General features: G+C 65.6%; 21 protein-coding genes and 1 pseudogene. 11 read left to right on the top strand and 11 right to left on the bottom strand.

The genetic code is table 11. From position 1 onward, the window contains the following. Together BST47_RS31410 and BST47_RS00215 are read right to left on the bottom strand one after the other, a co-directional pair. Positions 1 to 1,518 (bottom strand): PGRS repeat-containing protein, encoded by a 1,518-nt coding sequence (locus BST47_RS31410; protein WP_165799724.1) that lies wholly within the window; start codon positions 1,516 to 1,518, stop codon positions 1 to 3. A gap of 289 nt (positions 1,519 to 1,807) precedes the next feature. Next, on the bottom strand, positions 1,808 to 2,230 hold the full coding sequence (locus BST47_RS00215; RefSeq protein WP_083123200.1) for a hypothetical protein: 423 nt from the start codon (positions 2,228 to 2,230) through the stop codon (positions 1,808 to 1,810). 300 nt (positions 2,231 to 2,530) lie between these two features. On the opposite strand from BST47_RS00215, the pseudogene BST47_RS00210 reads away from it, so the two are divergent. Then, positions 2,531 to 2,659: pseudogene (locus tag BST47_RS00210) on the top strand (MBL fold metallo-hydrolase); the annotation flags it as partial. A 270-nt stretch (positions 2,660 to 2,929) separates the two neighbouring features. Here the strand turns inward: BST47_RS00210 and BST47_RS00205 are convergent. Both BST47_RS00205 and BST47_RS00200 read right to left on the bottom strand, forming a co-directional pair. Continuing rightward, positions 2,930 to 3,391, bottom strand: a complete 462-nt coding sequence (locus BST47_RS00205) for an SRPBCC family protein (protein ID WP_083123198.1) — start codon at positions 3,389 to 3,391, stop codon at positions 2,930 to 2,932. Between the two features lie 56 nt (positions 3,392 to 3,447). Then, complete coding sequence (locus BST47_RS00200) at positions 3,448 to 4,548, bottom strand: GGDEF domain-containing protein (protein ID WP_083123197.1); 1,101 nt, start codon at positions 4,546 to 4,548, stop codon at positions 3,448 to 3,450. 318 nt (positions 4,549 to 4,866) lie between these two features. On the opposite strand from BST47_RS00200, the gene BST47_RS00195 reads away from it, so the two are divergent. Further along, positions 4,867 to 5,775, top strand: coding sequence for an MBL fold metallo-hydrolase (locus BST47_RS00195; RefSeq protein ID WP_083123196.1), 909 nt, complete (start codon positions 4,867 to 4,869; stop codon positions 5,773 to 5,775). Here the strand turns inward: BST47_RS00195 and BST47_RS00190 are convergent. Both BST47_RS00190 and BST47_RS00185 read right to left on the bottom strand, forming a co-directional pair. Further along, on the bottom strand, positions 5,769 to 6,323 hold the full coding sequence (locus BST47_RS00190; RefSeq protein WP_207568492.1) for a hypothetical protein: 555 nt from the start codon (positions 6,321 to 6,323) through the stop codon (positions 5,769 to 5,771). The genes BST47_RS00195 and BST47_RS00190 overlap by 7 nt on opposite strands. Positions 6,324 to 6,355: 32 nt before the next feature. Beyond that, positions 6,356 to 7,198 carry an alpha/beta fold hydrolase gene (locus tag BST47_RS00185; protein WP_083123195.1) on the bottom strand — a complete coding sequence of 281 codons (843 nt, stop codon included), beginning with the start codon at positions 7,196 to 7,198 and terminating at the stop codon, positions 6,356 to 6,358. 118 nt (positions 7,199 to 7,316) lie between these two features. On the opposite strand from BST47_RS00185, the gene BST47_RS00180 reads away from it, so the two are divergent. Beyond that, positions 7,317 to 7,649 carry a hypothetical protein gene (locus BST47_RS00180; RefSeq protein ID WP_083123194.1) on the top strand — a complete coding sequence of 111 codons (333 nt, stop codon included), beginning with the start codon at positions 7,317 to 7,319 and terminating at the stop codon, positions 7,647 to 7,649. A 60-nt stretch (positions 7,650 to 7,709) separates the two neighbouring features. After that, on the top strand, positions 7,710 to 8,360 hold the full coding sequence (locus BST47_RS00175; RefSeq protein ID WP_083123696.1) for an FKBP-type peptidyl-prolyl cis-trans isomerase: 651 nt from the start codon (positions 7,710 to 7,712) through the stop codon (positions 8,358 to 8,360). A gap of 7 nt (positions 8,361 to 8,367) precedes the next feature. On the opposite strand, the gene BST47_RS00170 is transcribed toward BST47_RS00175, so the two are convergent. Then, a complete protein-coding gene (locus BST47_RS00170; protein ID WP_083123193.1) occupies positions 8,368 to 8,850 on the bottom strand; it encodes a DinB family protein in 483 nt (160 codons plus the stop codon). 48 nt (positions 8,851 to 8,898) lie between these two features. On the opposite strand from BST47_RS00170, the gene BST47_RS00165 reads away from it, so the two are divergent. The 4 genes from BST47_RS00165 to BST47_RS00145 all read left to right on the top strand — a co-directional run bounded on the left by BST47_RS00165 (position 8,899) and on the right by BST47_RS00145 (position 13,193). Further along, complete coding sequence (locus tag BST47_RS00165; protein ID WP_083123192.1) at positions 8,899 to 10,857, top strand: serine/threonine-protein kinase; 1,959 nt, start codon at positions 8,899 to 8,901, stop codon at positions 10,855 to 10,857. Between the two features lie 355 nt (positions 10,858 to 11,212). After that, the gene (locus tag BST47_RS00160; protein WP_083123695.1) at positions 11,213 to 11,470 is read left to right on the top strand and encodes a DUF732 domain-containing protein; all 258 of its coding nucleotides are present in this window, start codon (positions 11,213 to 11,215) and stop codon (positions 11,468 to 11,470) included. A gap of 589 nt (positions 11,471 to 12,059) precedes the next feature. Continuing rightward, positions 12,060 to 12,461 carry a hypothetical protein gene (locus BST47_RS00150; RefSeq protein WP_083123190.1) on the top strand — a complete coding sequence of 134 codons (402 nt, stop codon included), beginning with the start codon at positions 12,060 to 12,062 and terminating at the stop codon, positions 12,459 to 12,461. 39 nt (positions 12,462 to 12,500) lie between these two features. Next, on the top strand, positions 12,501 to 13,193 hold the full coding sequence (locus BST47_RS00145) for an MOSC domain-containing protein (RefSeq protein ID WP_083123189.1): 693 nt from the start codon (positions 12,501 to 12,503) through the stop codon (positions 13,191 to 13,193). A 14-nt stretch (positions 13,194 to 13,207) separates the two neighbouring features. Here BST47_RS00145 and BST47_RS00140 read toward each other — a convergent pair whose 3' ends face one another. Next, on the bottom strand, positions 13,208 to 13,597 hold the full coding sequence (locus BST47_RS00140) for a DUF4267 domain-containing protein (protein WP_083123188.1): 390 nt from the start codon (positions 13,595 to 13,597) through the stop codon (positions 13,208 to 13,210). 34 nt (positions 13,598 to 13,631) lie between these two features. Here BST47_RS00140 and BST47_RS00135 point away from each other — a divergent pair, with 34 nt between their 5' ends. Next, entirely contained in the window at positions 13,632 to 14,243 is a 612-nt protein-coding gene (locus BST47_RS00135) for a DJ-1/PfpI family protein (protein ID WP_083123694.1), read from the top strand. Here the strand turns inward: BST47_RS00135 and BST47_RS00130 are convergent. After that, complete coding sequence (locus BST47_RS00130; RefSeq protein ID WP_083123187.1) at positions 14,228 to 15,412, bottom strand: acyl-CoA dehydrogenase family protein; 1,185 nt, start codon at positions 15,410 to 15,412, stop codon at positions 14,228 to 14,230. The two genes, BST47_RS00135 and BST47_RS00130, sit on opposite strands and share 16 nt — an antisense overlap. Positions 15,413 to 15,488: 76 nt before the next feature. On the opposite strand from BST47_RS00130, the gene BST47_RS00125 reads away from it, so the two are divergent. After that, positions 15,489 to 17,039 (top strand): class I adenylate-forming enzyme family protein, encoded by a 1,551-nt coding sequence (locus tag BST47_RS00125; RefSeq protein WP_083123186.1) that lies wholly within the window; start codon positions 15,489 to 15,491, stop codon positions 17,037 to 17,039. On the opposite strand, the gene proS is transcribed toward BST47_RS00125, so the two are convergent. Beyond that, positions 17,033 to 18,439 carry a proline--tRNA ligase gene (gene proS / locus BST47_RS00120; RefSeq protein ID WP_083123185.1) on the bottom strand — a complete coding sequence of 469 codons (1,407 nt, stop codon included), beginning with the start codon at positions 18,437 to 18,439 and terminating at the stop codon, positions 17,033 to 17,035. The two genes, BST47_RS00125 and proS, sit on opposite strands and share 7 nt — an antisense overlap. A gap of 53 nt (positions 18,440 to 18,492) precedes the next feature. Further along, the gene (gene ripD / locus BST47_RS00115; RefSeq protein WP_083123693.1) at positions 18,493 to 19,032 is read right to left on the bottom strand and encodes an NlpC/P60 family peptidoglycan-binding protein RipD; all 540 of its coding nucleotides are present in this window, start codon (positions 19,030 to 19,032) and stop codon (positions 18,493 to 18,495) included. A 441-nt stretch (positions 19,033 to 19,473) separates the two neighbouring features. Here ripD and lhgO point away from each other — a divergent pair, with 441 nt between their 5' ends. Next, positions 19,474 to 20,694 carry an L-2-hydroxyglutarate dehydrogenase gene (lhgO, locus tag BST47_RS00110; RefSeq protein WP_083123184.1) on the top strand — a complete coding sequence of 407 codons (1,221 nt, stop codon included), beginning with the start codon at positions 19,474 to 19,476 and terminating at the stop codon, positions 20,692 to 20,694. Positions 20,695 to 20,711: the final 17 nt, after the last annotated feature.

Genomic DNA, 20,711 nt, shown 5'->3' with positions numbered 1-20,711 from the left:
TTACCCTTGCGCGCCGGTACTTCCGGTACTGCCCGTGGAGCCAGTCGCGCCGGTGCTTCCGGTGGAGCCAGTGGTGCTCCCCGTGCCGGGGGTGCCCGCCTGACCGCCCTCGCCGCCAGCGCCGCCCGCACCTCCGGTGGTCGTACCGGTGGTACCTGATCGGCCGAACAGTCCGCCGGATCCTCCAGTGCCGCCCGCGCCGCCGCTTCCACCTTGGCCGCCTGCCCCGCCGGCACCACCGTTGCCGGCGCCGCCCCCTGCGCCGTCGATCGCGACCCTACTGCTTATCGCGGCACCGCCGGTACCACCGTTGCCGCCGGTGCCGCCGTTGGCACCTGTTCCGCCGGTGCCGCCGCTACCACCGTTGCCGCCCGCGCCGCCGCTTCCGACCAGGAGGCCCCCGCGCCCACCCGAGCCGCCGGGTGCGCCGGCGGTTCCCGCGCCGCCGACGGCACCCGTTCCACCATCACCACCGGCGCCTCCAGCACCGCCCGTCGCAGTAAGCGGCCTGTCCCATACAGTGCTGGCTTGGGCGTCACCGCCGTCACCGCCGTCACCGCCGGCGGCGCCGGTGCCGCCGGTCCCGCCCGCGCCTCCGGCTCCGCCGGTAGTTCCGATACCAGCCGGGTAGGGACCATCATTGCCCCCGGTGTTGTTGAAGAATGCGCCGGGCCGAGCGCCGCCGTCCCCGCCGCCGCCGCCCGCTCCGCCTGGGGCGCCGTCACCGCCCTTGCCGCCTGCGCCGCCCTCGAGAAGAACGTTAGCGGACACGCCGGAAGACGGGTTGGGCCCTCCGTTGCCGCCGTCGCCGCCGGCCTGTCCGAGCACGTCGCCGTCGTCGCCGTCCCCACCGGCCGGTAGGCGGTATATCGGCGGGTCGCCGGCAATCGTCGCAGCGTCGCTATCGCCTTGGGCTCCGCTGTCGGCTGTGCTGCCGCTGGCCACCGGGTTGACCGCGTCGTCTCCCTGATATCCGCGACCGCCGCTACCGCCGGCGCCACCGTTACCAATGAGCAGGCCGCCGTTGCCGCCGTTGCCGCCGGCGGTTGCGGCGACGGCATTGGTGGCGTCGATGCCGTTGCCGCCGGCGCCGCCGTTGCCGAAGAGCAGTCCGGCGTTGCCGCCGTTTCCGCCGCCGACCCCGGCGACGGTGCTGGTCCAGCCGGCCCCGCCGTTGCCGAACAAGAGGCCCCCGTCTTGGCCGTTGAGGTTTTCGGCGGTGCCATCGGCGCCGTTGCAGATCAACCCGCACGATTGCGGGCGCGCGGCCGCCACCGCAGCCGACAACGACGGCCGGGTTGTGGCGCCAAAGCTGGGCCCGAAGAGTGATTGGGTGCTGCAGCCGCTCTCGCCGGGCACACACGAGGAACCCACCGGCGTGACACCGATGTCTCCACCAGGAGAGGCAAATGCGATCCCGGCCGGGCCGGCTAGCGCCAACGCGCCAGACGTGATGATCCCGCCGGCCCACGTGGCCGCCGACGTGCGCCTTGCTAAAACCTGACGGTGAGCGCTCATGGGCGCGTCCTTTCCATTCCGCAGCAACCGATACCGGCCAGAGTCTTGGCGCGGACTGGTCTGGGAATCGAAAGGGAGCAGACAGCGACGTCCGGTGGGCTGAGCCTAGGCCTACCGAAGCTCAGGGTCACCGAAACAGCAAATAAATTGACAGGCGTGTAGTTTCACTCACGGCGGCGAAGCGACCAAAAACTGAACACGCGATTGAACGTCGGTTGCTAACGATGTGCTCGAACGAGGGTTGGGGCATAGATGCGGGCTTGGTGACGGTGCGCCCTCGAGGCGAGCTTTACTGGTCGGCGGTCAACACAGGCGCATCGGCGACGACGCGCGGCGGAACCTTCGTCGGCGGTGCCGGCTGGACCTCCACAAAAGTTCCCGACAAATCGGTGTGTACGAGTGGCGGACGGTTCGTCGGTGGATCCGGCTGCACCTCCAGGACGGCTCCTCCGCTCGGCTGCAGGAGGTCATCCGGATCGATGCAGGCGCCGTTGCGCATAACGCCGCCGGCGTGTTCGCAGCAGTAGTCGGTCGGCATGTCGCGCTCCAGGCACGATGAGAAGTCGGATTCCTTATAGGTGGCATTCGCGACTGCGAGAGCCCCGAACGGGATTGCGGCGAGGGCAAGTACACCTGCGGTCAGCGTGGCGCGTGCCGTCCAACGTGCAGGCGCGAAAACTGTGACGGGGCGGGCGGAGGTCGAAAGCTTCACGGTGGTGTCTCCTTAGGTCTTTGGGTATCGGCGTCCGGCGGAAGCCGTTTTCTTCGGTGGTGAACGTAAGTGTCCGACGGACGGCCATCCCTCCGTAATCGCTGGGACGCCAGATTCCACTCCCCAAAGGGAAGGTTTTGCTATCCACTGGGTAAGCAGCGCAGTCCTACGCGGATGGTGGTGCGCCCTCCCGCCGGTATGGAGAAATCCGGCCGCTGGAGGGCGTTCCACGACAAGGACAGGTCATTCCCGCCATGTCTTCGAACACAGCCTCTGAAGGAAGCAACGAGCGTGGACGGCATTTCACTCGGCAGCACGGGACTCACCGAGTTGGTTCAGTCGCGCTACCCGGTACTGGCCGACGTCGAGGTCTTGGTGATCAGCGACGGCGTGCTACCCATTACCGCCAGGACGATGACGAACAACGCCGGCCCAACCCAGGGACTGGATGCCACGCTCAATCGTGCGCTTTGACGCGTGCAAGCGCTCGGCTCTCCTCATGAAATGAGTCTTCCCTGGTCTCAGGTCAGGTCAGGTCCGAACCTGCGTGTTCCACAGCATCCGCAAGTGCGCGCCCTCCACGGCCCGCGCGACGTCGGTGAACACCACATCCGATGCGCGATCTCACTGTCGGTGTTCCTATGCCCGCGGTGGTCGGCACGACGCAGCGCTGGCACATCACCGCGCACGGTTACTTGATCAGGACGACATCTCAGCAAGTCGAGCGAGCGTATCCGTCAGCTGGTCCTCGGTCACCAGCGGGAACTTCACCTTCTCGAGCAGCTTCTTGTCGGTGACCTTCGACCAGTCGTAGGTATGGCGAACCAAGGTCTCGTCTGGCCCCTGCGGCTCCAACTCCCACAGCCACTCCCATCCGGGAGGCTCAGTGCCCGCGGGGGCGGTCTTCCACGCCAGGAGCTTGTCCTTCGCATAGCCGGACACGTGGTTATCAGTCTTGTACTCGCCACCCATGTGATCGCCCTGCATGTTCATCGTGAACACGTCGCCGACCTTCTGTATCCGATCGGCGTGGTCCACACTGCGCACAAATCCAGAGCCATCGAGCGCCGGGTGTTGCTCGGGATTGGAAAGGACGTCGAATAGCGCTTCAACGGACGCCGTGATGGTTCTTTCGACAGTGACCTTCTGGTTGTTGCTCATATCTCCACACTGCCCAAAACTGCCCGATCCCACACGTCGCGGTCGCGGCCACGGGCTCAACTTCCTGCTGCTGGCAGCAGCGTCGGATAGTGGCACACCCGATTGCCGCCCGCGCGCTTGGCCTCGTACATCGCTGTATCTGACGTGCGGATCAGATCGTTGATGAGTTGGAGATTCGCTCTGCTTGAGTCCGTCTCGAGCGGGGCGGCCGCTGTTCCGATACTCGCCGTCACCGGTAACGGAATTCCGTCGATGGCCCGGCGTAGTCGCTCGGCCATCTTGGCTGGATTCGGAACGGTGTCGATGTCGGCGACCACGAACTCTTCTCCGCCTACCCTGCCGATCACCGCAGCGGGGCGGCAGTTCTCGCGAAGCGCCGTACTGACGTCGACCAATGCCTGATCGCCTGCGGCGTGACCGAGGGTGTCGTTGAGTTGTTTGAAGTTATCCAGGTCGATCATCGCCATCACCAGGTAGACGCCCGCAGGACTCTGATGAAGCATCATGAGTTCGTAGACCGAGTTGTGGAACGAGCGCCGATTCCGGAGCCCGGTAAGCGGATCACGGTCAGAACCCTGCAAGTCTGTTCGCAATGTGTGCACCAACGACAGGATTCCGAACGGTACGCCGATATTCAGCGATGCCAACGTGACCAGCGTTGCGATTGTCAGCGCGACGTCACCGGTGGTGGCGATGAGCCGGGATGCCATGATCGCCGCGCACAGGGTGGCCACACCGAGGTTCGCGACCACGAAGCCAGTCGTGTGGAAGTAGGCGGCGAAACCACCGATGACGGCGAAGGTCGCACATGCTCCCAGCCCCGAGTACGGGTTTGAGAAGGCAAAACACGTTGCCGCGATTGCCACCGTGGCCATCGCCGAAAAGATGACAGACTGCCGCCGCGTGGGCCAACGAAGCAACCAGAGGAAACCACCGGCCACGGCGACCACAGCCGCAGCGATGGCGAGCGCGACCCTCACGGGATTGTCCGGACCGAAGGGACTCCAGATCATCACGATCGGCAGCGCAGCCGTCGTTACGGTGAAGCCGAACGTCGCGCGGCGCCAGAGCACCTGAAGCCCGCGTTCATTCAGATAAGCGCTGAGCCAGTCGTACTGATCCGGTTGCTTCAACCATTGCCCAGCCGATCGGGTCATCCCTCACCCCCGACCAAACTCGACCCCCAGCGATGCCTTGCTACCCGGGCGGCGATCGATATCGGCGCTACGAGCACGGTTGATCGTGGAAGGCGGTCGGACTGGATGACGACAGCGTATCGGTCCGCAATCCCCGGATGGACGGCAACGTGCGATACAGCCAGGAAAGCACACACGATCGCCACACTTCAGCAACGTAAATTGAGCGTCTGCACGCGTCTGCTAGCTCGGCAATGCCGCGGGATGGATGAATTCTGAAGATTGCCGGCGTTCCCGGGAAATGACAGGTCATTTCGCAGGTCAGCCCAAGGAGAACTCATGAGCGTGGACAGCATTTCAGTCAGCACCGGCCTCGACGAACTCGTTCCGTCGCGCTACGCGGTACAGGTCGGCGACATCGAGGTACTGGTGATCAGCGATGGGGTGCTCCCCATCACCGCCAGGACGATGGCGACCAACGCCGACCCGACCGAGTACGGGAACTGGCTCAACGACCAGTTCCTGCCACAGGACGTGCTCGACTGGCCGCTGAACGTGGTCGTCGTGCGCAGCGGCGGCCGGACCATCCTCGTTGACGCGGGCCTTGGCGTGGAATTCCCCGACTTCCCTCGGGCCGGCAAAACGGTCCACCGTCTGGAGGCCGCAGGCATCGATCCCTCGGCCGTGACCGACGTGGTGCTCACCCACCTGCACATGGACCACGTGGGCGGGCTGCTCACCGAAGGACTGAAAGAGCGGCTGCGCTCCGATCTGCGGGTCCACGTGGCGACCCGCGAGGCCGAGTTCTGGGAGGCCCCCGATTTCTCCCACACCGACATGCCGGCGCCGGTGCCGGGTGCGCTCCGACAGATCGCCTCGCGATTCCTGACCGAATACCGAGGCCAGATCAAGACATTCGAGACTGAGTACGAGATCGCGCCGGGAGTGCTCGTCACCCGCAACGGAGGCCACACCCCCGGCCATAGCATCGTGCGCCTCGCGTCCGGTGGTGATGCGCTGACATTTGCCGGCGACTCCGTGTTCGCGCCCGGATTTGACAATCCCGAGTGGCACAACGGGTTCGAACACGATCCTGTGGAGTCCGCCCGTGTCCGGGTCGAGCTGTTGCGGGAGCTGGCCGCGACGGGAGAGGCGATGGTGGCCACCCACCTCCCGTTCCCATCGGTCTGCCATGTGGCGACCCACGGCGACGTCTTCCGCTGTGTTCCCGCCTCCTGGGACTACTGACCACCCGCCGCATCCCGCCGAGCGGACTCACGGCGCACCAGGACCGCATGCCGAGCCATCGCCAAAGCAGCCAAGCCCGCAGCGGCCGCGGATACGACATGCCAGGCGCCGTGAAACTGCCACGGGCTGTCGGGCCGGCACAGTGGCGACCCGGAACGACCTGCGACATAGGTGATTAGAGCGATCGCGAGGATGGCGGCCGCCGCTAGCCACACTCGCCACTCACGTCGAACCGTGCACGCCAAACCGGCGAAATACACCACCGCGATCGCGATGATCGGCCAGTCGTGCGCAGCGCCCGCCCATGTCGGCTGAGGGCCGTGATAGACGACGCTGCCCGCACCCACGGCGACGAGCACCACTCCGGCGGCCGCTGCCAGCCCTCCCCTGGCTCGCACCGCCAATGCCAGCACTCCCAGACCCACCACAACGTAGGCCACGCTGGTGACCGCGAGAACTGGCTGGGCCAACGTGGCGTGCATGACGTGCTCGCAGTCCGACTGCCCGATACCCGCCGCAGCCGCCCACATCTGCACGACGATAGTCATTGCGCACGAGGAACAGCCTCGATGATCAGGCGCTAGAAAAGCGCCGGCGTCCTCGGTGGGGCGTCGTCGAGAAATGCACTGATCATCGGCACCAACAGCTCAGCCTCACCCGACACACCGATGTGCGACATCGCGGGCAGGACCACCAACCGCGCGTCGGGGGCCTTCTGCAACACACCTGTTGCCGCGGCCTCTTCGTCACCTCCACCGCGCAGCCTGAACATCGCCAGGGCGTGCTCGAGCATCACCCCATCCGCGTCGCCGACGATGACCATCGTCTTGGCCGAGATCGCGCGCATCTCTTCGTCGGTGATCTGCTGGTCGTCAATGTTCAGGACCTTCATCTTCTCGAGGTAGGTCTCGTACGCCTTGGCATCCGGCGTGTGCGCCATGAACGCCGTCTCGACGGGTGTACCCGCGAAGTCGTCAGCAGTCAGTCCCGCAATGGATTCGAACACCGCGGGATACCAACCCTGCTTGCGGAAGGTCGCCGACAGCGACACCAACTTGTTCACGATCGAGGGGTGACGGATCGCCAGCTGCAGCGCCACCCCACCGCCCTGTGAATAACCCATCACGTCCGCGCGCTGGATTCCCAAGGCGCCCAACAACTCCGCGGCGTCATCGGCGAATTGCTCGTATGACATCTCACGTGGCGTATCCGGTGTCCGGCCGTGTCCCTGTTGGTCGAACACGATCACCGTGCGATCGCGCGCGAACGCCTCAACCCAGGCGGGCATCGAGTCGGCGCCCATGAACGCGCCGGGGATCAATAGCAGCGGCGGCTTCGAGCCGCCGAGCTCGCCGTATACCTCGTGATAGAGGTCCAGCCCGTTGATCGGTAGATGTCCACCGCACGACGGCTTCGTTCCCATCGTTCGCCCTTCCGTCCCGTGTCGATCTCCTGAATGCAGACCGCCGTGTTTGGACAAACTCATCGTTGACCACAATTGCCGTGGATACTTCTCAGAAGTTCAAGATCAGGGAGCTGTGATGCGCAAGCCATTCCGCTGCGGGGCCGTCGCCGTGCTGTCCGCAGCGGCAGTCGCACTGGCGGCTGATCCGCCTTCGGCGGGCGCGGACCCCTACGCCCCGGCTCAGACTCAGGACAGCGCGGAGATCGCGATCGCCGACGGTTACATCGCGATGCAAGAGATCTGCACTCCCGACCTCTCCCCTGTCTTCGAATCCGTCACCTGGGATTCGCCCGGATTCACACCAGAGGGCGGCACCGGAATGATTCATGACGCCAACCCGGACCTCGGCGGTCACTTCGCCGCCACGTGGAGCGGCGAGAACTGGGCCGTCGAGTACCAGTTCTGCTGAAACACGCAGCACAACGCCCAATCAATTGTCGCCGAGCGTCACATCTGTACCGTGACGACCGTGAATTCCACTCGTCTGTCTTCCACCCTCGCGTTCGCAGGCATCGCCGCCGCGCTCGTGACCACCCTCGCGGCGTGCGGCTCGGACTCCGAACCCGAAGCTTCATCTTCGACCTCGTCTACCGCTGACCCCGCGGACCTTTACTCGGTCGAATCCGACATGCCCGCCCAACCGGCACCGTCGGCAGCAGCCACCACGTGCCCGACCGTGGCCCCCACCGGCGGCGCGCCCGAATGGACGCTGGACGGTGCCACCGGCAATGTCGCGGTCACCGGTTCCACGGACACGACGGCTCCAGACGTGAAGGTCGGCACGCCGTTCAGCGTGACCGAGACCCAGGTGCAGACGTTGCAGGCCGGTGACGGTCCAGTCGTCTCACCCACGGCGACGGTTTCGGTCTGCTACATGGGCGTCAACGGGCGTGACGGGTCGATATTCGACAGCAGCTACCAGCGCGGCGCGCCCGAACAATTCCCGCTCACCGGCGTCGTCCCGGGCTTCCAGAAGGCCATCGCGGGACAGAAAGTCGGATCCACCGTGGCCGTCGCGATGACGTCGGCCGACGGCTACGCCGATGGTCAGCCCTCCGCCGGAATCCTGCCGGGCGACACGCTCGTCTTCGCGATCAAGATCCTCGACGCCGCCGGTTAGCCGCGAGTCAGCGCCCGGTCGCGCCGTCGATCTGCTCGCGCAGGATGTCGGCGTGACCGGCGTGCCTGCCCGTCTCCTCGATCATGTGCACCAGGATCCATCGCATCGTCGGCGCCGACTGCGGTCGTGCTGAGCGTGGCGCCGGCTTCTGCAGGTCCTCGCACGCATCGATGACCTCGTTAGCGTGGGACACCGCGTCCCGGTACGCGTTCAGCACGCTCTCGACGGTGTCCTCGGGCGTCGGCCGGAACGTCGTACTCCAGTCGCTGACGTCCTCCCCGAGGAAGTAGAACCGCTCGACATAGCTCACGTGTTTCACCAGGCCCAGCACGCTTGTCCCCGATGGGACCCCGGCTGTGCGTACCTGTGGCTCCGGCGCTCCCTCCAGGTTTGAAACCATCGCGCGGCGCAGGTAGTTGAGGAACTCCACCAAGGTTGCCTTCTCCCCTTCTGCGGGCCGCGGAGGGCGGTGGTCGGTCTTGTCGGACATCGGCTTGCCCTCCTATGCGCCACGATCCGGGCGAGTGGCCGTTATCGTATGCCGGTGGAAGGCACGCCATTCGGTCGTTACCGGCTGATCGAGTTGCTGGGTCGCGGCGGGATGGGCGAGGTCTGGCGCGCGTACGACAGCCAGATCGATCGCGCAGTAGCTCTCAAGATGCTGCTCCCCAATCTGAGCGACGACCCCGAGTTCGAGCAGCGATTCCGCCGCGAGGTTCGTGCCGCCGCCCGGTTGGACGACCGCCACGTCGTGCCGATCTACGACTTCGGTGAAAGCGACGGGCGGCTGTTCGTGACGATGCGGCTGATTCCCGGCACCGACCTGCACAGCCTGCTCGATGACGGGCCGCTCGAACCGCCACGTGCGGTGGCCATCATCGAGCAGATCGCCGCCGCGCTTCATGCCGCGCACCAGACGGGCCTCGTTCACCGCGACGTGAAACCGTCGAACATCCTGATCGACGAGAACGACTTCGCGTATCTCATCGATTTCGGGATCGCCCGCACCGCCGAGGACGGGGTGACGCAGACCGGTGCTGCCATCGGCACGTGGGCCTACATGGCACCGGAGCGTTTCAGCGCCGACCAGATCAACCCCAGCTCCGACATCTATGCGCTGGCCTGTGTCCTGTACGAGTGCCTCACCGGCCAACAGCCCTTCCCCGGCAACACCTTTGAGAAGGTCGCCAGCGGTCACATCTTCACCCCACCGCCCAGACCGTCCGAGGTCAGCCGAACCATCCCGACCGCGTTGGACGCCGTCATCGCCACCGGCCTGGCCAAGCAACCCTCGGAGCGCTACGCCAGCGCCGTCGACATGGCCTCTGCTGCAAGGGAAGTCATCACCCGGCCGAATCCGACGCATGTGCAGACACCGACTGCATCTCCCACTTTGGGACACAGCGCACCCTCGAGCGCACCGATGCCGGCCCAGCAGCCATGGGCGCAACCACCACCGCGAAGCGCACCGGTGTTTTCGTACCCGCCCGTCAGCACACCCAACATGCACGTGCCGACATCGGCGCCGCCGAAGCGTCGGGGACGACACCACGGACTTCTGGTCGGTGCGCTGGTGTTCATCACCACCCTGATCGTCGTAGCCGGTGTCATCGCCATCGTGGAATTCACTCAGGGTGACAGGCCTGACGCCGGGCCGCCGTCCGCCTCACCCAGCGGCGGTGAATTCTCCGGCATCTACACCGCCGACTACGGCCCGGGAACCGATCTTGAAGGCAAACCCGTGCCGAATGCGCCTGCCACCACCAGCAATTGGGGCGTCCGCTCGCAGTGTGGCGCCAGCGGTTGCGTTGCGACCGCCGCCAACGTCAGCGGCGCCGGAATGGCGCTGCTGTCGAACCTGACCTTCGATCAGCTGGGCGGAACATGGGTCGCTGTCGGCCTGGCCTCGGCGCAGTGCACCGGTGAGCAGCCCGAAGAACTCTGGGTGGTGTTCACGCTGCAACCGAATCCCGACGGCACGCTGTCCGGCGAGACCATCAGGGCCTCCACGAACGGCGCATGCGCGGCCAGGCGCACCGTGAAGTTCACTCGCACCGGCGACCCCGACCCCAACAAGGTTCCCGATCCCGCGGTTCTTCCCGCTCGGGTCGTCAGCCCGGCCGAAGCACTGCACGGCAGCTACCAGCAGACGACGACGTTCACGAACGGCAACGTCGTACGCGGAAAGGTCCTTTCCGCCAACACCTACTGCCTCCGTACCGGCGATCGGTGCATGAGCCTGTTCCATGCGGTCGACGGCGTCGTCACACTGATCTTCGAAGACGACAAATGGACGCGCAACGAAGCGGGCGCGACGACATGCCCCGGCGGCGGTACAGCGCAATCGACGATCACCGCCGACTATCCGATGCCTCCACAGTTGGACGACCCGATAGCGCTACTCACCGGCAGCGGACGCCAAACCATATCGGCAGGCGGTGCCTGCGCCGGCGGCGGCGATTTCACCGACACGTTCGAACGCAACGGCGACAACTGATCGCCGCGTTGACCCGCCGCCGCAGATGCGGCACCGATCGCGATTTGTGAATGCCGAATATCAGACGGTGCCCGAGCCAACGAGGGCTACGACGGCATACCCGCAGCTGCGGGGTATCTTCACCGCTCAGTTGACCCAGTATGCCGTCAAGCAGGAGACCAGTCCGGTCCTGCTGCCGCAGATAAGTAAGCTAGGCTAGATGTAAGGCACACGACAGTTTTAGTGTGATGGCGTTCCGGCTGGACCGAGCGCCGATATGTTAACCACAATTCTTTTCGAAACTGCTTGCCGTGAATGCGACCAGATCGCGCGCGTCTGAAAGGTGTTCGAGTTGAAGTACAGGATCGGGACCCTCATGTCGGTAGTTCCTGCGGCGGTGGTGTTGGCCGCCCCCGCCACAGCGGACGAAGACGGGTTCGTACGGTCGATGCAGACCACCTATGCGTTCCTCACCGATCAGCAGCTGCGGACCGAGGGCGCAAAGATCTGCAGCACTCTTCGTAGCGGTACACCCGCATCGGATGCGGTCGTCATGGTGCGAAACGATCTCGGCGTGTCGATTTCTGCTGCGGGCGAAATCGTCAGCGCCGCGGTCGTTCAGCTCGACTGCTGACGCACACGCGAACCACACTCCGGCTGAGCAACCGTGTTGAGCTGGAGTTCTCCTGCGTTGCAGCCCATTACAGCAAGCGCTCGTAGCGTTGCGATCCGGGCAGGTAGCTGCTGATCCACGCCGATTATTGACGTCGCCGCCTTCCCGACGAGGGGAATTTCGTGATGACGCACTCGGTTGGCTCGTATTGCACGGGTCAGCGTTCGACTCGATGTCCGACGAACGAAGAGTGTGTCTCGCCGTAATCGATAGCGGCAGGGACCGATTGGAGTGGTCAGAAATGGACTCGAAGCACGTGAAATTGATATTGGCGACGGCCGGTGCCGGCGCTGTGTTTGCGGCGGGGGTATTGACCGTCGCGATCGGTGACGTGAATGCGGCTGTCCCCCAGCCGGTTCCGTCTGGCGCCGGGATCACTACCGGTCAAACGGTTACGGAGACGACGGCACCGTCATCACCGGAGACTTCGGTGGCAGTTCCACCGATCACGACGGCGCCCTACACCATTCCCACCGGCGAACCGCAATAGCGCCGTGGCGCACCCACGGGTATAGCTGCGGACGTTCGACGTACGTGGGAAACTGATGTCATGAGTGGACTGCGACGCCGGGTGTTGGGTGTCGGGGGCTGCGCGCTCGCGATTGCCTGCGCCGCGACCGGTGTCGGCATGGCACATGCGCAACCGGTACCGTCCGAGCCCGTCGTACCCCAGATCCCCGGTGTCGTGACAAACATCGTGACTGCTGACGGGCCGTTGCCGGCATCTCCTCCGCCTCCGCCAGGCGCGCCGACCGTGCCGGCCATCCCGGCAGACATGCGGCAGCAGCCTGGTGGACTCGGATCACTCGACGACGTCCGCGCCAACTTCAGCGATCCGAACAGCATCGTGACGAACCTTTTCCCCGATCCGGCTGTGCCCTATACGCCGGTTCGTCAGATGCCCATGGGACCGCCGCCGCCACTGGATCCCGCGTTCGCGCCGCCTGCCTAGGATTCGTACGCCCCGCACGAGGCCACTACCCTGAACCCCGTGGCGAAGGTGGTATCGGTCAACCTGGCTCGTGTCCGCGCAAATCCAGATGCGCCGTCGAGGCGGACGGGTATCGACAAGCGGGCGACGGACGAGGCCGTCATGGTGCGAGCGCCAGGCCCGATGCGAGGTGGCCTCGGCAGCGGTCTGCTCGGTGACACCATCGGCAACCAGAAGCTTCATGGCGGCGACGACCAGGCCGTCTACGCCTACGCCCGCGAGGATCTCGACGAATGGCAGACCCGACTCGACCGCCCGATCACCGACGGCATGTTCGGTGAGAACCTGACCACATTGGACGTCGAAGTGACACAGGCTCGGATCGGTGAACGGTGGCGCATCGGGACGGGCGGACTGCTGCTCGAGGTGTCTGCACCGCGAACTCCATGCCGAACCTTCTCGGCGTTCCTGGATATCGACGGTTGGATGAAGACCTTCACCGCGACCGCGAAACCCGGCGCATACCTGCGAGTCATCTCGCCGGGAGCGGTGCAAGCCGGCGACACGATCGTGGTCGAAGACCGACCGGACCACGACGTGACGATCGAGTTGGTATTCCGCGCCAAAATGTCGGAGCCCGGCCTGCTTCCGCAGCTATTGGCCGCCGATGCGCTCTCCGCCGAGCTCAAGAATTATGTGCGCCGCCGCCTGACGCCCGCCCGACCGAAGCGCAACGCGGGGGCCGACGGCTAGGTCGTCGACCTAACCTATTCGGATGCAGCCGGTTTGGGCCGGCGGCGCGTCGCACCCCACAGTCCGACTCCGATGCCGACGACGGCTCCGCCGAGACCGATGAGCTGCTGCGAGCGGGACATCTCGTTGTGCACCCGCAACCCGCCCAGCAGGTCGGACGCATCAGCGCCACCCGATGCAAGAAACCAGCCTCGGGTGTCTTTACCGCGCACCGCGGCCGTCATCATCAACCCCCCGATGAGCGCGTCGCGGTAGCCCATCGAGTGCAAGAGAAGCTGTGCCGTCGGCGCCGGCTCACCGGAATCTCCCCACAGCTTGTTGGCCCGGAGCGGATCGACGAGAAACGAGATACCCGACGTGAGGCGAATACCGCCGACGACCAGAGCTGCGCGGTCCAAAGACATGGCGTGCAGCCTATGGCAGGACGAGACTGGGCAGATGCGAATTGAGATCGTGGTGTTCGACGGATTCGACGCCCTGGACGTCGTTGCGCCGTGGGAGATCTTCGCCCGGGCGTCGACCATCGATCCCGGCCTCGATGTCGGCATGGTCCGCGTCGACGGTCCACCCGTGGTGTCCGCCGCGGAAGGGCTGCAACTGTACGTGGCGGACGAGTTGGGTTCCCCTGACGCGCTGTTCGTGCCCGGCGGCAGCTGGGTGGGTGGAACGGGCTCCGGTGTGCCACGCGAGATTCGGCGCGGCACACTGCCGCGCATCATCGCCGATATGTCGGGTTCGGTCCGGTGGGTGGCGTCGGTGTGCACGGGCGCACTTCTGCTCGGCGAGGCCGGCATCCTGGGCGACCGCAACGCGACCACGAATCCCGCAGCACTGGAAGAGCTTTCGAGATACGGTGCGATCCTCCGGGATAACCGCGTCGTCGACGACGGCACCGTGGTCACCGCAGGCGCGGTGACCTCCGGTATCGACCTCGCGCTGTGGCTCGTACAACGCGAAGTCGGTGAACCCGTCGCAAACAAGGTGGCGCAGGCCGTCGCCTACCCCATGCCGACCGACGTCTGGCAGCAACCCGGTCAGAGGCCGAACTGATCCTCGATGATGCCGAGCCAGATCTGTGCCGCGTCCATGGCGATCTTCTCGCTGATGAACGCGTGCTGACTGCCGGTGTACATGTCACGAAACGCTCGTTCGAGCCGGCTGCCTTCGCGGATCGAACTCGTGCCCGCAACCAGATGCGCCCACTCCGCGCACTCCCGGGAGACATCGGTCGCGTAGACGGCGGCGACGCGCATGTCGGCCCGCAGTGCAGGTGTCAACGCCTCCCCCGATTCGACGGCGGCCTCCGCGGTGGTGAACGCGTCGATCACCAACAGTCGCGCGGCACGCCACGCCGCGACATGATGCGCGAGGCCCTTCTGGAACGTGGGTCGACTGGCCAGCGACGCCATGTCGCTCATCCGGAACTTGGTCGCGGCGAGTTCCTGGACGTCGTCGAGCATGCTCTTCGCGACACCCAACGCCCACGAGGCGTGACCTGCGGCCGTGACGGGCATGAGCCCCATGCGGGTGGCCGGGGACGAGCCCCGCAGCGCGTCACGCGAAAACAAGGCGAACGTCCGGTACTCGGGGACGAAAAGGTCCTGGACGCTGTAGTCGTAGGACCCGGTGGCCTTGAGCCCCTGCACAAACCAGCCGTCGTTGAAGGTGATCTGCTCGCGAGGGATCACCGCCACCCTCATGTCGGGGACCCCTTCACTGATCCAGCGCATTTCGCCGTCGTCCATCGGGAAGAAGCCTGCTGCGACGTATTCCGAATGCCCGGTCCCCGAGCCGAAGCTCCACGCCCCGCTGAGCGTGAAGCCGCCGTCGACCGCCGTTCCCTGCCCGTTCGGGAAGAACTGGCCACCCATCGTCACGTGGTTCTGGTTTTTGGTGAACACCTCCGCGAAGCCTTCGTCGGGCAGGTACGCCGCCGCGGCGAAGGACGACGGGAGGTTCGCGATGCCGACCCACCCGAAGGAGCCGTCCTGCCAGGCCATCTCGATCCAGGTCTCGATCATCTCGGCGAACGAAGGTTCCACTCCCCCGGCCTCCACCGGGTTGAAGGCTGTCATCAGCCCACTTGCCCACATCTGGTCGACGATCGCCGGTGTCAGGGTACGTGCCCGTTCGGATTCAGCGGCCTGCTCGCCTACGAGCTCGCGCATGCCTCGTGCGAGCCCGACAACTCGGTCGGCCGCGTCGATTGTGGACGTCATGTGGTGACCTTAACCGGACAACCGGCAATTTCGATACCCAACGACGCGTAATTTTTCCGGGCCATAGACTTCGCCCGTGGACCAGCCGCGTTCAACCATTCCCGCCCTGCTGGAGCGCAGCGCTAATGAGTTCGGCGACGAGACTTATCTGGTCACGCCGACGGACCGGCTCACTTATCGCGAGGCGCAGAGGCAGTCGGCGCGACTCGCCCGCTGGCTCCTGGCCGAGGGCGTCGGCAAGGGCTCGCGTGTCGGATTGTTCTTCGCCAACGGCGTCGAGTGGGTCACCTGGTGGCTGGCCGCGTCCCGAATCGGCGCGGTGGTCGTTCCGCTGAGCACGCTGTACGCACCGGCGGAAATCGCCAAGGTGCTGCGGCTCGCCGATGTCGGGATCTTGATCGCCCCCACGCAGGTGCTCACCATCGACGTCGCCGAGCGCTTCGAAGAAGCACTGGGTGAGCTGCGCGGTCAGCCCACCAGCCGGCTCGCGCTGACCGCGGCCCCATACCTGCGCCGCATCGTGTTCACCGGGGACACAGAGCGGCACTGGGCGACGCGTTACGACGAGGCAGAACCCGAAGTGCCACAAGACATTCTGACGGCTGTCGAAGCGGAGGTCTCCCCAGCCGATCTGGCCATCATGCTCCATACGTCGGGTTCGACGGCAGACCCGAAGGGCGTGCTGCACACCCACGGCACCCTGGTACGGCAGACCTCGACATGGCCGGAAGCCATCCGCGCGGTGACCGGTTCCGGCGCTGGCGCAAGGATTCTGTGCGCGATGCCGTTCTTCTGGGTCGGCGGTCTCCTTGCCACGACGGGGGCCCTTCACGATCGCGTCACCCTGCTCGTCATGCCCCGACTGGACCCCGAGACGGCGCTGGACCTCGTCGAGCGTGAGCGGGCGACGGGCATCGTCGGATGGCCCGCATTCACCCAACGGTTGCGTGAACATCCGACCTTCAATCAACGCGACCTGTCCAGTGCGCCGATGCTCCGCGAGGGACCGCTGGATATCGCGATGACGAACGTTCCCGACGGGTTTCCCGTGCACCGCACCATGTCTGAAACCGCGGGCGGGTTTGCATTCACCGACATGCGCATCGTGGACGATGACGGTGAACCGATCACCGACGGCAGTGTCGGAGAGCTACTCGTTCGCGGCGTCGGGGTGATGGCCGGTTACAACAAGCGCGAGCGGGCCGAGACATTCGATCAGGACGGTTGGTATCACACCGGCGACCGCGTCTACCGCAAGGAAGGCGATCCGCGGTTGTTCTACGTGGGCCGGACGAGTGAGCTCATCAAGGCGGCGGGCGCGAACGTGTCGCCGCTGGAGGTCGAGGCGGTGGTCGAGCAGTTCCCCGACGTTTCGCAATGCATCGTCGTGGGGATCGATGATCCGGTGCGCGGTGAGGAGGTGTGCGCGGTCGTCGTGCCCGCCGGTGCGCAGATCGACGTGCAATCGCTCGCGGCGCGAACGCGGGATCAGTTGTCCGCCTACAAAGTTCCCACGTCCTGGGTGCTTGCCACCAGTGGGCAGATCCCCACGCTCGCGAGCGGAAAGCTCAATCGGAAGGCGCTGCAGGCACTGGTCATTGACGGGACATTGCCCCGCGCTCAGTAAGCCCTGGCGACATAGGCGAGTACGCCTGTGTCGTCGTCGGATTCGGGCAACGACCCGTCGCCGCGCTGCAGACACCTGACCGTCAGCCCACCCGCGGCCAGCTCGGCCTCGCCCCCCTCTCCGACCGATTCCCACGGCACCCTGGCAACGCCTGCCTGAGCAACCTCGCGCGTTTCGTCCAACGTCGCGCAGTCCACGATGACCGCGTCGCGGCGGGCAGTGGCAGCCGCCAGCATGTCGTCCTGGATACGAGGAGCCAACTTCCGCACCTCGTCCACGACGCTGTTCAGCCTCACCGTCGACTTCTCTCGGGTATCCCGGCGGAAAAGTAGCGCGGCATTGTCGGCGACGTCTCGCGGGCCCAGCTCGACACGGATCGGCACACCCTGCAGATCCCATTCAGTGGCACGCCAGCCGAAGCCCTGAGAGCTGTTGTCGTCCAGATTGGTTCGTATTCCGCGCGCATTCAGTTCGTCAGCGAGCGTCGAAGCGGTGCGGGTGACGGCACCGTCGGACTCCTTCACGACGACCACCACGGCCTGAACGGGTGCGAGTGCCGGCGGCAGCACAAGGCCGAAATCGTCGCCGTGACACATGATCAGCCCACCGAGCATGCGCGTCGATGCACCCCATGACGTGGTCCAGCAGTGGTCGTGGGTGCCGTCGGCAGTCGAGTACGTGATGTCGAAGGCCTGACTGAACCGCTGCCCGAGCTCATGGGAGGTGCCCATCTGCAATGCCTTGGCGTCCCGCATGATTCCTTCGCAGGTCATCGTGTTCGCGGCGCCGGCGAAACGCTCGCGCGCCGTCTTGCGGCCGACGATCACGGGCATGGCGAGGAGGTTGCGCATGAAGTCTTCGTAGACCTCGCGCAGGATCCGGCGGGCGTACTGTCGTGCCTCTGGCTCGGCGGCATGGGCGGTGTGCCCTTCCTGCCAAAGGAATTCGGTGGTGCGCAGGAAGATTCGGGGCCGCATCTCCCAGCGTACGACGTTGGCCCACTGGTTGAGGAGCAGTGGTAGATCGCGATAGCTGTCGATCCACTTGGCCATGTACTCACCGATGACGGTTTCACTGGTCGGACGGATGGCCAGCGGCTCGGCTAGTTCCTTACCGCCGCCATGCGTCACTACGGCGAGCTCGGGGCTGAATCCCTCGACGTGCTGCGCCTCGCGCTCGAAAAAGCTCATCGGGATCAGCAGTGGGAAGTACGCGTTGTGCGCCCCCGCGGCTTTGATCCGGCCGTCGACCTCGGCCTGCATGCGCTCCCACAGCGCGTAGCCGTTGGGCCGGATGACGATGGTTCCGCGGGCCGGCCCGTTCTCAGCCAGCTTCGCCTTGGTCAGGACATCCTGATACCACCGCGGAAAGTCGTCTTCTTGTGCCGTCAGCACCGCCATCCGCACGACCCTACTGATGGCCTGCGGGCTGCGTCGCGCGGTTTTCCGCGACGCTAGGCGATGATGCGGCTCAGGTAGGGCGTCATGTTGTTGGTACGCACCGGTGACACCGTGACGACGTCGCCGACCTCGAGCATCTGCCCATTTCCGATGAAGAGCGCGACACTGTCCTTACCTTCGGGCCCGTAGAAGATGAGGTCGCCCGGAAGCGCTTGTGCGGGTGTGACCTTCTGGCCGACCTTGTACTGCGCGCCCGACGAGCGTGGCAGCTTCACGCCGACGCCGGCGAAGGCATAGAGCATGAGGCCGGACGCGTCGAATCCGACGACGTCCGCCGCCGGGTTCAGTCCCACGACCCTGCCCTCGGGGTCGAGTCCGAGCGCGTTGGCGGTCGGGCCGCTGCCCCGGGTCGGTCCGTTGACGTCACCGCCGCCGAACGAAAAGGGAACGCCCCGTTGGGCAAGTCCGCGCGCGATCACCGTCTGGATCGCCTGCTGCTGACTGGCGGGCCGCGGGAACGGCTGAGCGGTCGCCAGACCGGGTGTCGCAACCAACAGCGCCAGGCTGATCGCCAAGGCGTAGATCCTTCTCATCGGACTTTTCACTTTCTCGATACACGACGCGAACAGTGCGGGGTCACCGTCGACCCACAATTCGCTATCCACTTTTTACAGCCGGTAAGTGGTTGCAGCCCAATTGCCGCACGGCACATGGCCAATGAGTTGTCGTACCGTGATCGAAAAGTGACCGCTCAACCGGCGGAGCACAGAACTACCGCCCCGGCGTCCTCGGCCGGCTCTGCCTCGGATTCGGACTGCCCGCGCGCCGGGGTCCTCGCCGGACTTGACGCGGCCGGGGTTCCCGCTGGCAGGATCCGTACCATCCCCGAGGTCTACGATTGGAAAACAGGTTCGTGAATCGATGGTGCTGAAGTTGCCGCATCCCACATTGGGTGACCTCGACGTTCCCGGCTCCGGGCTGGGCGCCGACCAGGACGATGTGTTCGCCGACTACGTCCGCGCCGGGGACGGCCGATGACCGACCGGGTTGCCGTCATCGGTGGTGGGATCGTCGGTGTCGCCATCGCGCGCGAGATCCTCGCTCGGCGTCCCGACGCACAGGTGACGCTGTTCGAGAAAGAAGACCGACTGGCCGCCCATCAAACCGGACGCAACAGCGGCGTGGTCCATGCCGGTCTCTATTACCAACCCGGTTCGAACAAGGCCGTGCTCTGCCGTCGCGGCGTCGGCCTCCTCGAAGAGTTCTGTGCGCATCGCGGAATCCAGAACATCAAATGCGGCAAGGTCTTGGTTGCGCTCGACGAAACCGAACGTGCACGGCTCGGTGGTATCGAGGAGCGCGCACTCGCCAACGGTGTGCCCGGCGTCCGCACGATCGGACCGGAGGAACTACGCGAGATCGAACCGCACGTCCGTGGTCTGGCCGCATTGCACTCGCCGTCGACATCGATCGTCGACTTCGCCGAGGTGACTCGGGCGCTTGCCTCAGACGCCGTCCAATCGGGGGCGAAAGTCCTGCTCGGACAGGAAGTCATCGGCCTCCGCTCGACCGGCACCGAGGTCGTCGTCACCGCGCGCACGGCAGGCGGTACCTACCAGGCCGCTTTCGACCAGGTCGTCGCCTGCGGCGGGCTGCAAAGCGACCGACTCGCCGAACTCGCAGGAGACGGGCCCGATCCAGTGATCATGCCGTTCCGCGGCGAGTACTACGCGCTGAAGCCGGAGCGACGTGGCCTCGTCAACGGACTCGTGTATCCCGTACCCGACCCGCGTTACCCCTTCCTTGGAGTCCACCTCACCCCGCGCGTCGACGGCGAGGTCCTCGTCGGCCCCAACGCGGTACTGGCGCTGGCGCGCGAGGGCTACAGCTGGCGCACAGCTTCACGGCACGACCTCGCGGAAATCGCTCGTACACCGGCATTCTGGCGTTTCGCCCGTCAGCATTGGCGCACCGGAATCCGCGAGATGTACGGCTCGCTGAGCAAGCGGCGGTTCATCGCCGGCGCCCGCGCATACGTGCCCGAGATCCGCGACGACGATGTCGTGCCCGGCCCGGCGGGTATCCGCGCGCAGGCACTGGAGGCCGACGGAGCGTTGGTCGATGATTTTCGGATCAGCGTCCGCGACCGCGTCGTATTGCTGCGCAATGCCCCTTCGCCGGCCGCGACATCGGCGCTGGCGATCGCCGAACACGTCGTTCGCACCATCACCGAGCACAGGAGTATGGGTGGATAGGGGTCTTTCCCTCGACC

The sequence above is a fragment of the Mycolicibacterium tusciae genome (genome assembly GCF_002086795.1).
Classification (GTDB): Bacteria; Actinomycetota; Actinomycetes; order Mycobacteriales; family Mycobacteriaceae; genus Mycobacterium; species Mycobacterium tusciae.
Note: the sequence above shows the minus strand (reverse complement) of the source record. Positions and strands in the feature narration are given on the sequence as shown.

Excerpts from the sequence above, each read along its gene's own strand:
- BST47_RS31410 (WP_165799724.1), bottom strand. The coding sequence starts at position 1,518 with ATGAGCGCTCACCGTCAGGTTTTAGCAAGGCGCACGTCGGCGGCCACG.
- BST47_RS00205 (WP_083123198.1), bottom strand. The coding sequence starts at position 3,391 with ATGAGCAACAACCAGAAGGTCACTGTCGAAAGAACCATCACGGCGTCC.
- BST47_RS00200 (WP_083123197.1), bottom strand. The coding sequence starts at position 4,548 with ATGACCCGATCGGCTGGGCAATGGTTGAAGCAACCGGATCAGTACGAC.
- BST47_RS00195 (WP_083123196.1), top strand. The coding sequence starts at position 4,867 with ATGAGCGTGGACAGCATTTCAGTCAGCACCGGCCTCGACGAACTCGTT.
- BST47_RS00190 (WP_207568492.1), bottom strand. The coding sequence starts at position 6,323 with ATGACTATCGTCGTGCAGATGTGGGCGGCTGCGGCGGGTATCGGGCAG.
- BST47_RS00185 (WP_083123195.1), bottom strand. The coding sequence starts at position 7,198 with ATGGGAACGAAGCCGTCGTGCGGTGGACATCTACCGATCAACGGGCTG.
- BST47_RS00180 (WP_083123194.1), top strand. The coding sequence starts at position 7,317 with ATGCGCAAGCCATTCCGCTGCGGGGCCGTCGCCGTGCTGTCCGCAGCG.
- BST47_RS00170 (WP_083123193.1), bottom strand. The coding sequence starts at position 8,850 with ATGTCCGACAAGACCGACCACCGCCCTCCGCGGCCCGCAGAAGGGGAG.
- BST47_RS00165 (WP_083123192.1), top strand. The coding sequence starts at position 8,899 with ATGCCGGTGGAAGGCACGCCATTCGGTCGTTACCGGCTGATCGAGTTG.
- BST47_RS00160 (WP_083123695.1), top strand. The coding sequence starts at position 11,213 with ATGTCGGTAGTTCCTGCGGCGGTGGTGTTGGCCGCCCCCGCCACAGCG.
- BST47_RS00150 (WP_083123190.1), top strand. The coding sequence starts at position 12,060 with ATGAGTGGACTGCGACGCCGGGTGTTGGGTGTCGGGGGCTGCGCGCTC.
- BST47_RS00140 (WP_083123188.1), bottom strand. The coding sequence starts at position 13,597 with ATGTCTTTGGACCGCGCAGCTCTGGTCGTCGGCGGTATTCGCCTCACG.
- BST47_RS00135 (WP_083123694.1), top strand. The coding sequence starts at position 13,632 with ATGCGAATTGAGATCGTGGTGTTCGACGGATTCGACGCCCTGGACGTC.
- BST47_RS00130 (WP_083123187.1), bottom strand. The coding sequence starts at position 15,412 with ATGACGTCCACAATCGACGCGGCCGACCGAGTTGTCGGGCTCGCACGA.
- proS (WP_083123185.1), bottom strand. The coding sequence starts at position 18,439 with ATGGCGGTGCTGACGGCACAAGAAGACGACTTTCCGCGGTGGTATCAG.
- ripD (WP_083123693.1), bottom strand. The coding sequence starts at position 19,032 with ATGAGAAGGATCTACGCCTTGGCGATCAGCCTGGCGCTGTTGGTTGCG.
- lhgO (WP_083123184.1), top strand. The coding sequence starts at position 19,474 with ATGACCGACCGGGTTGCCGTCATCGGTGGTGGGATCGTCGGTGTCGCC.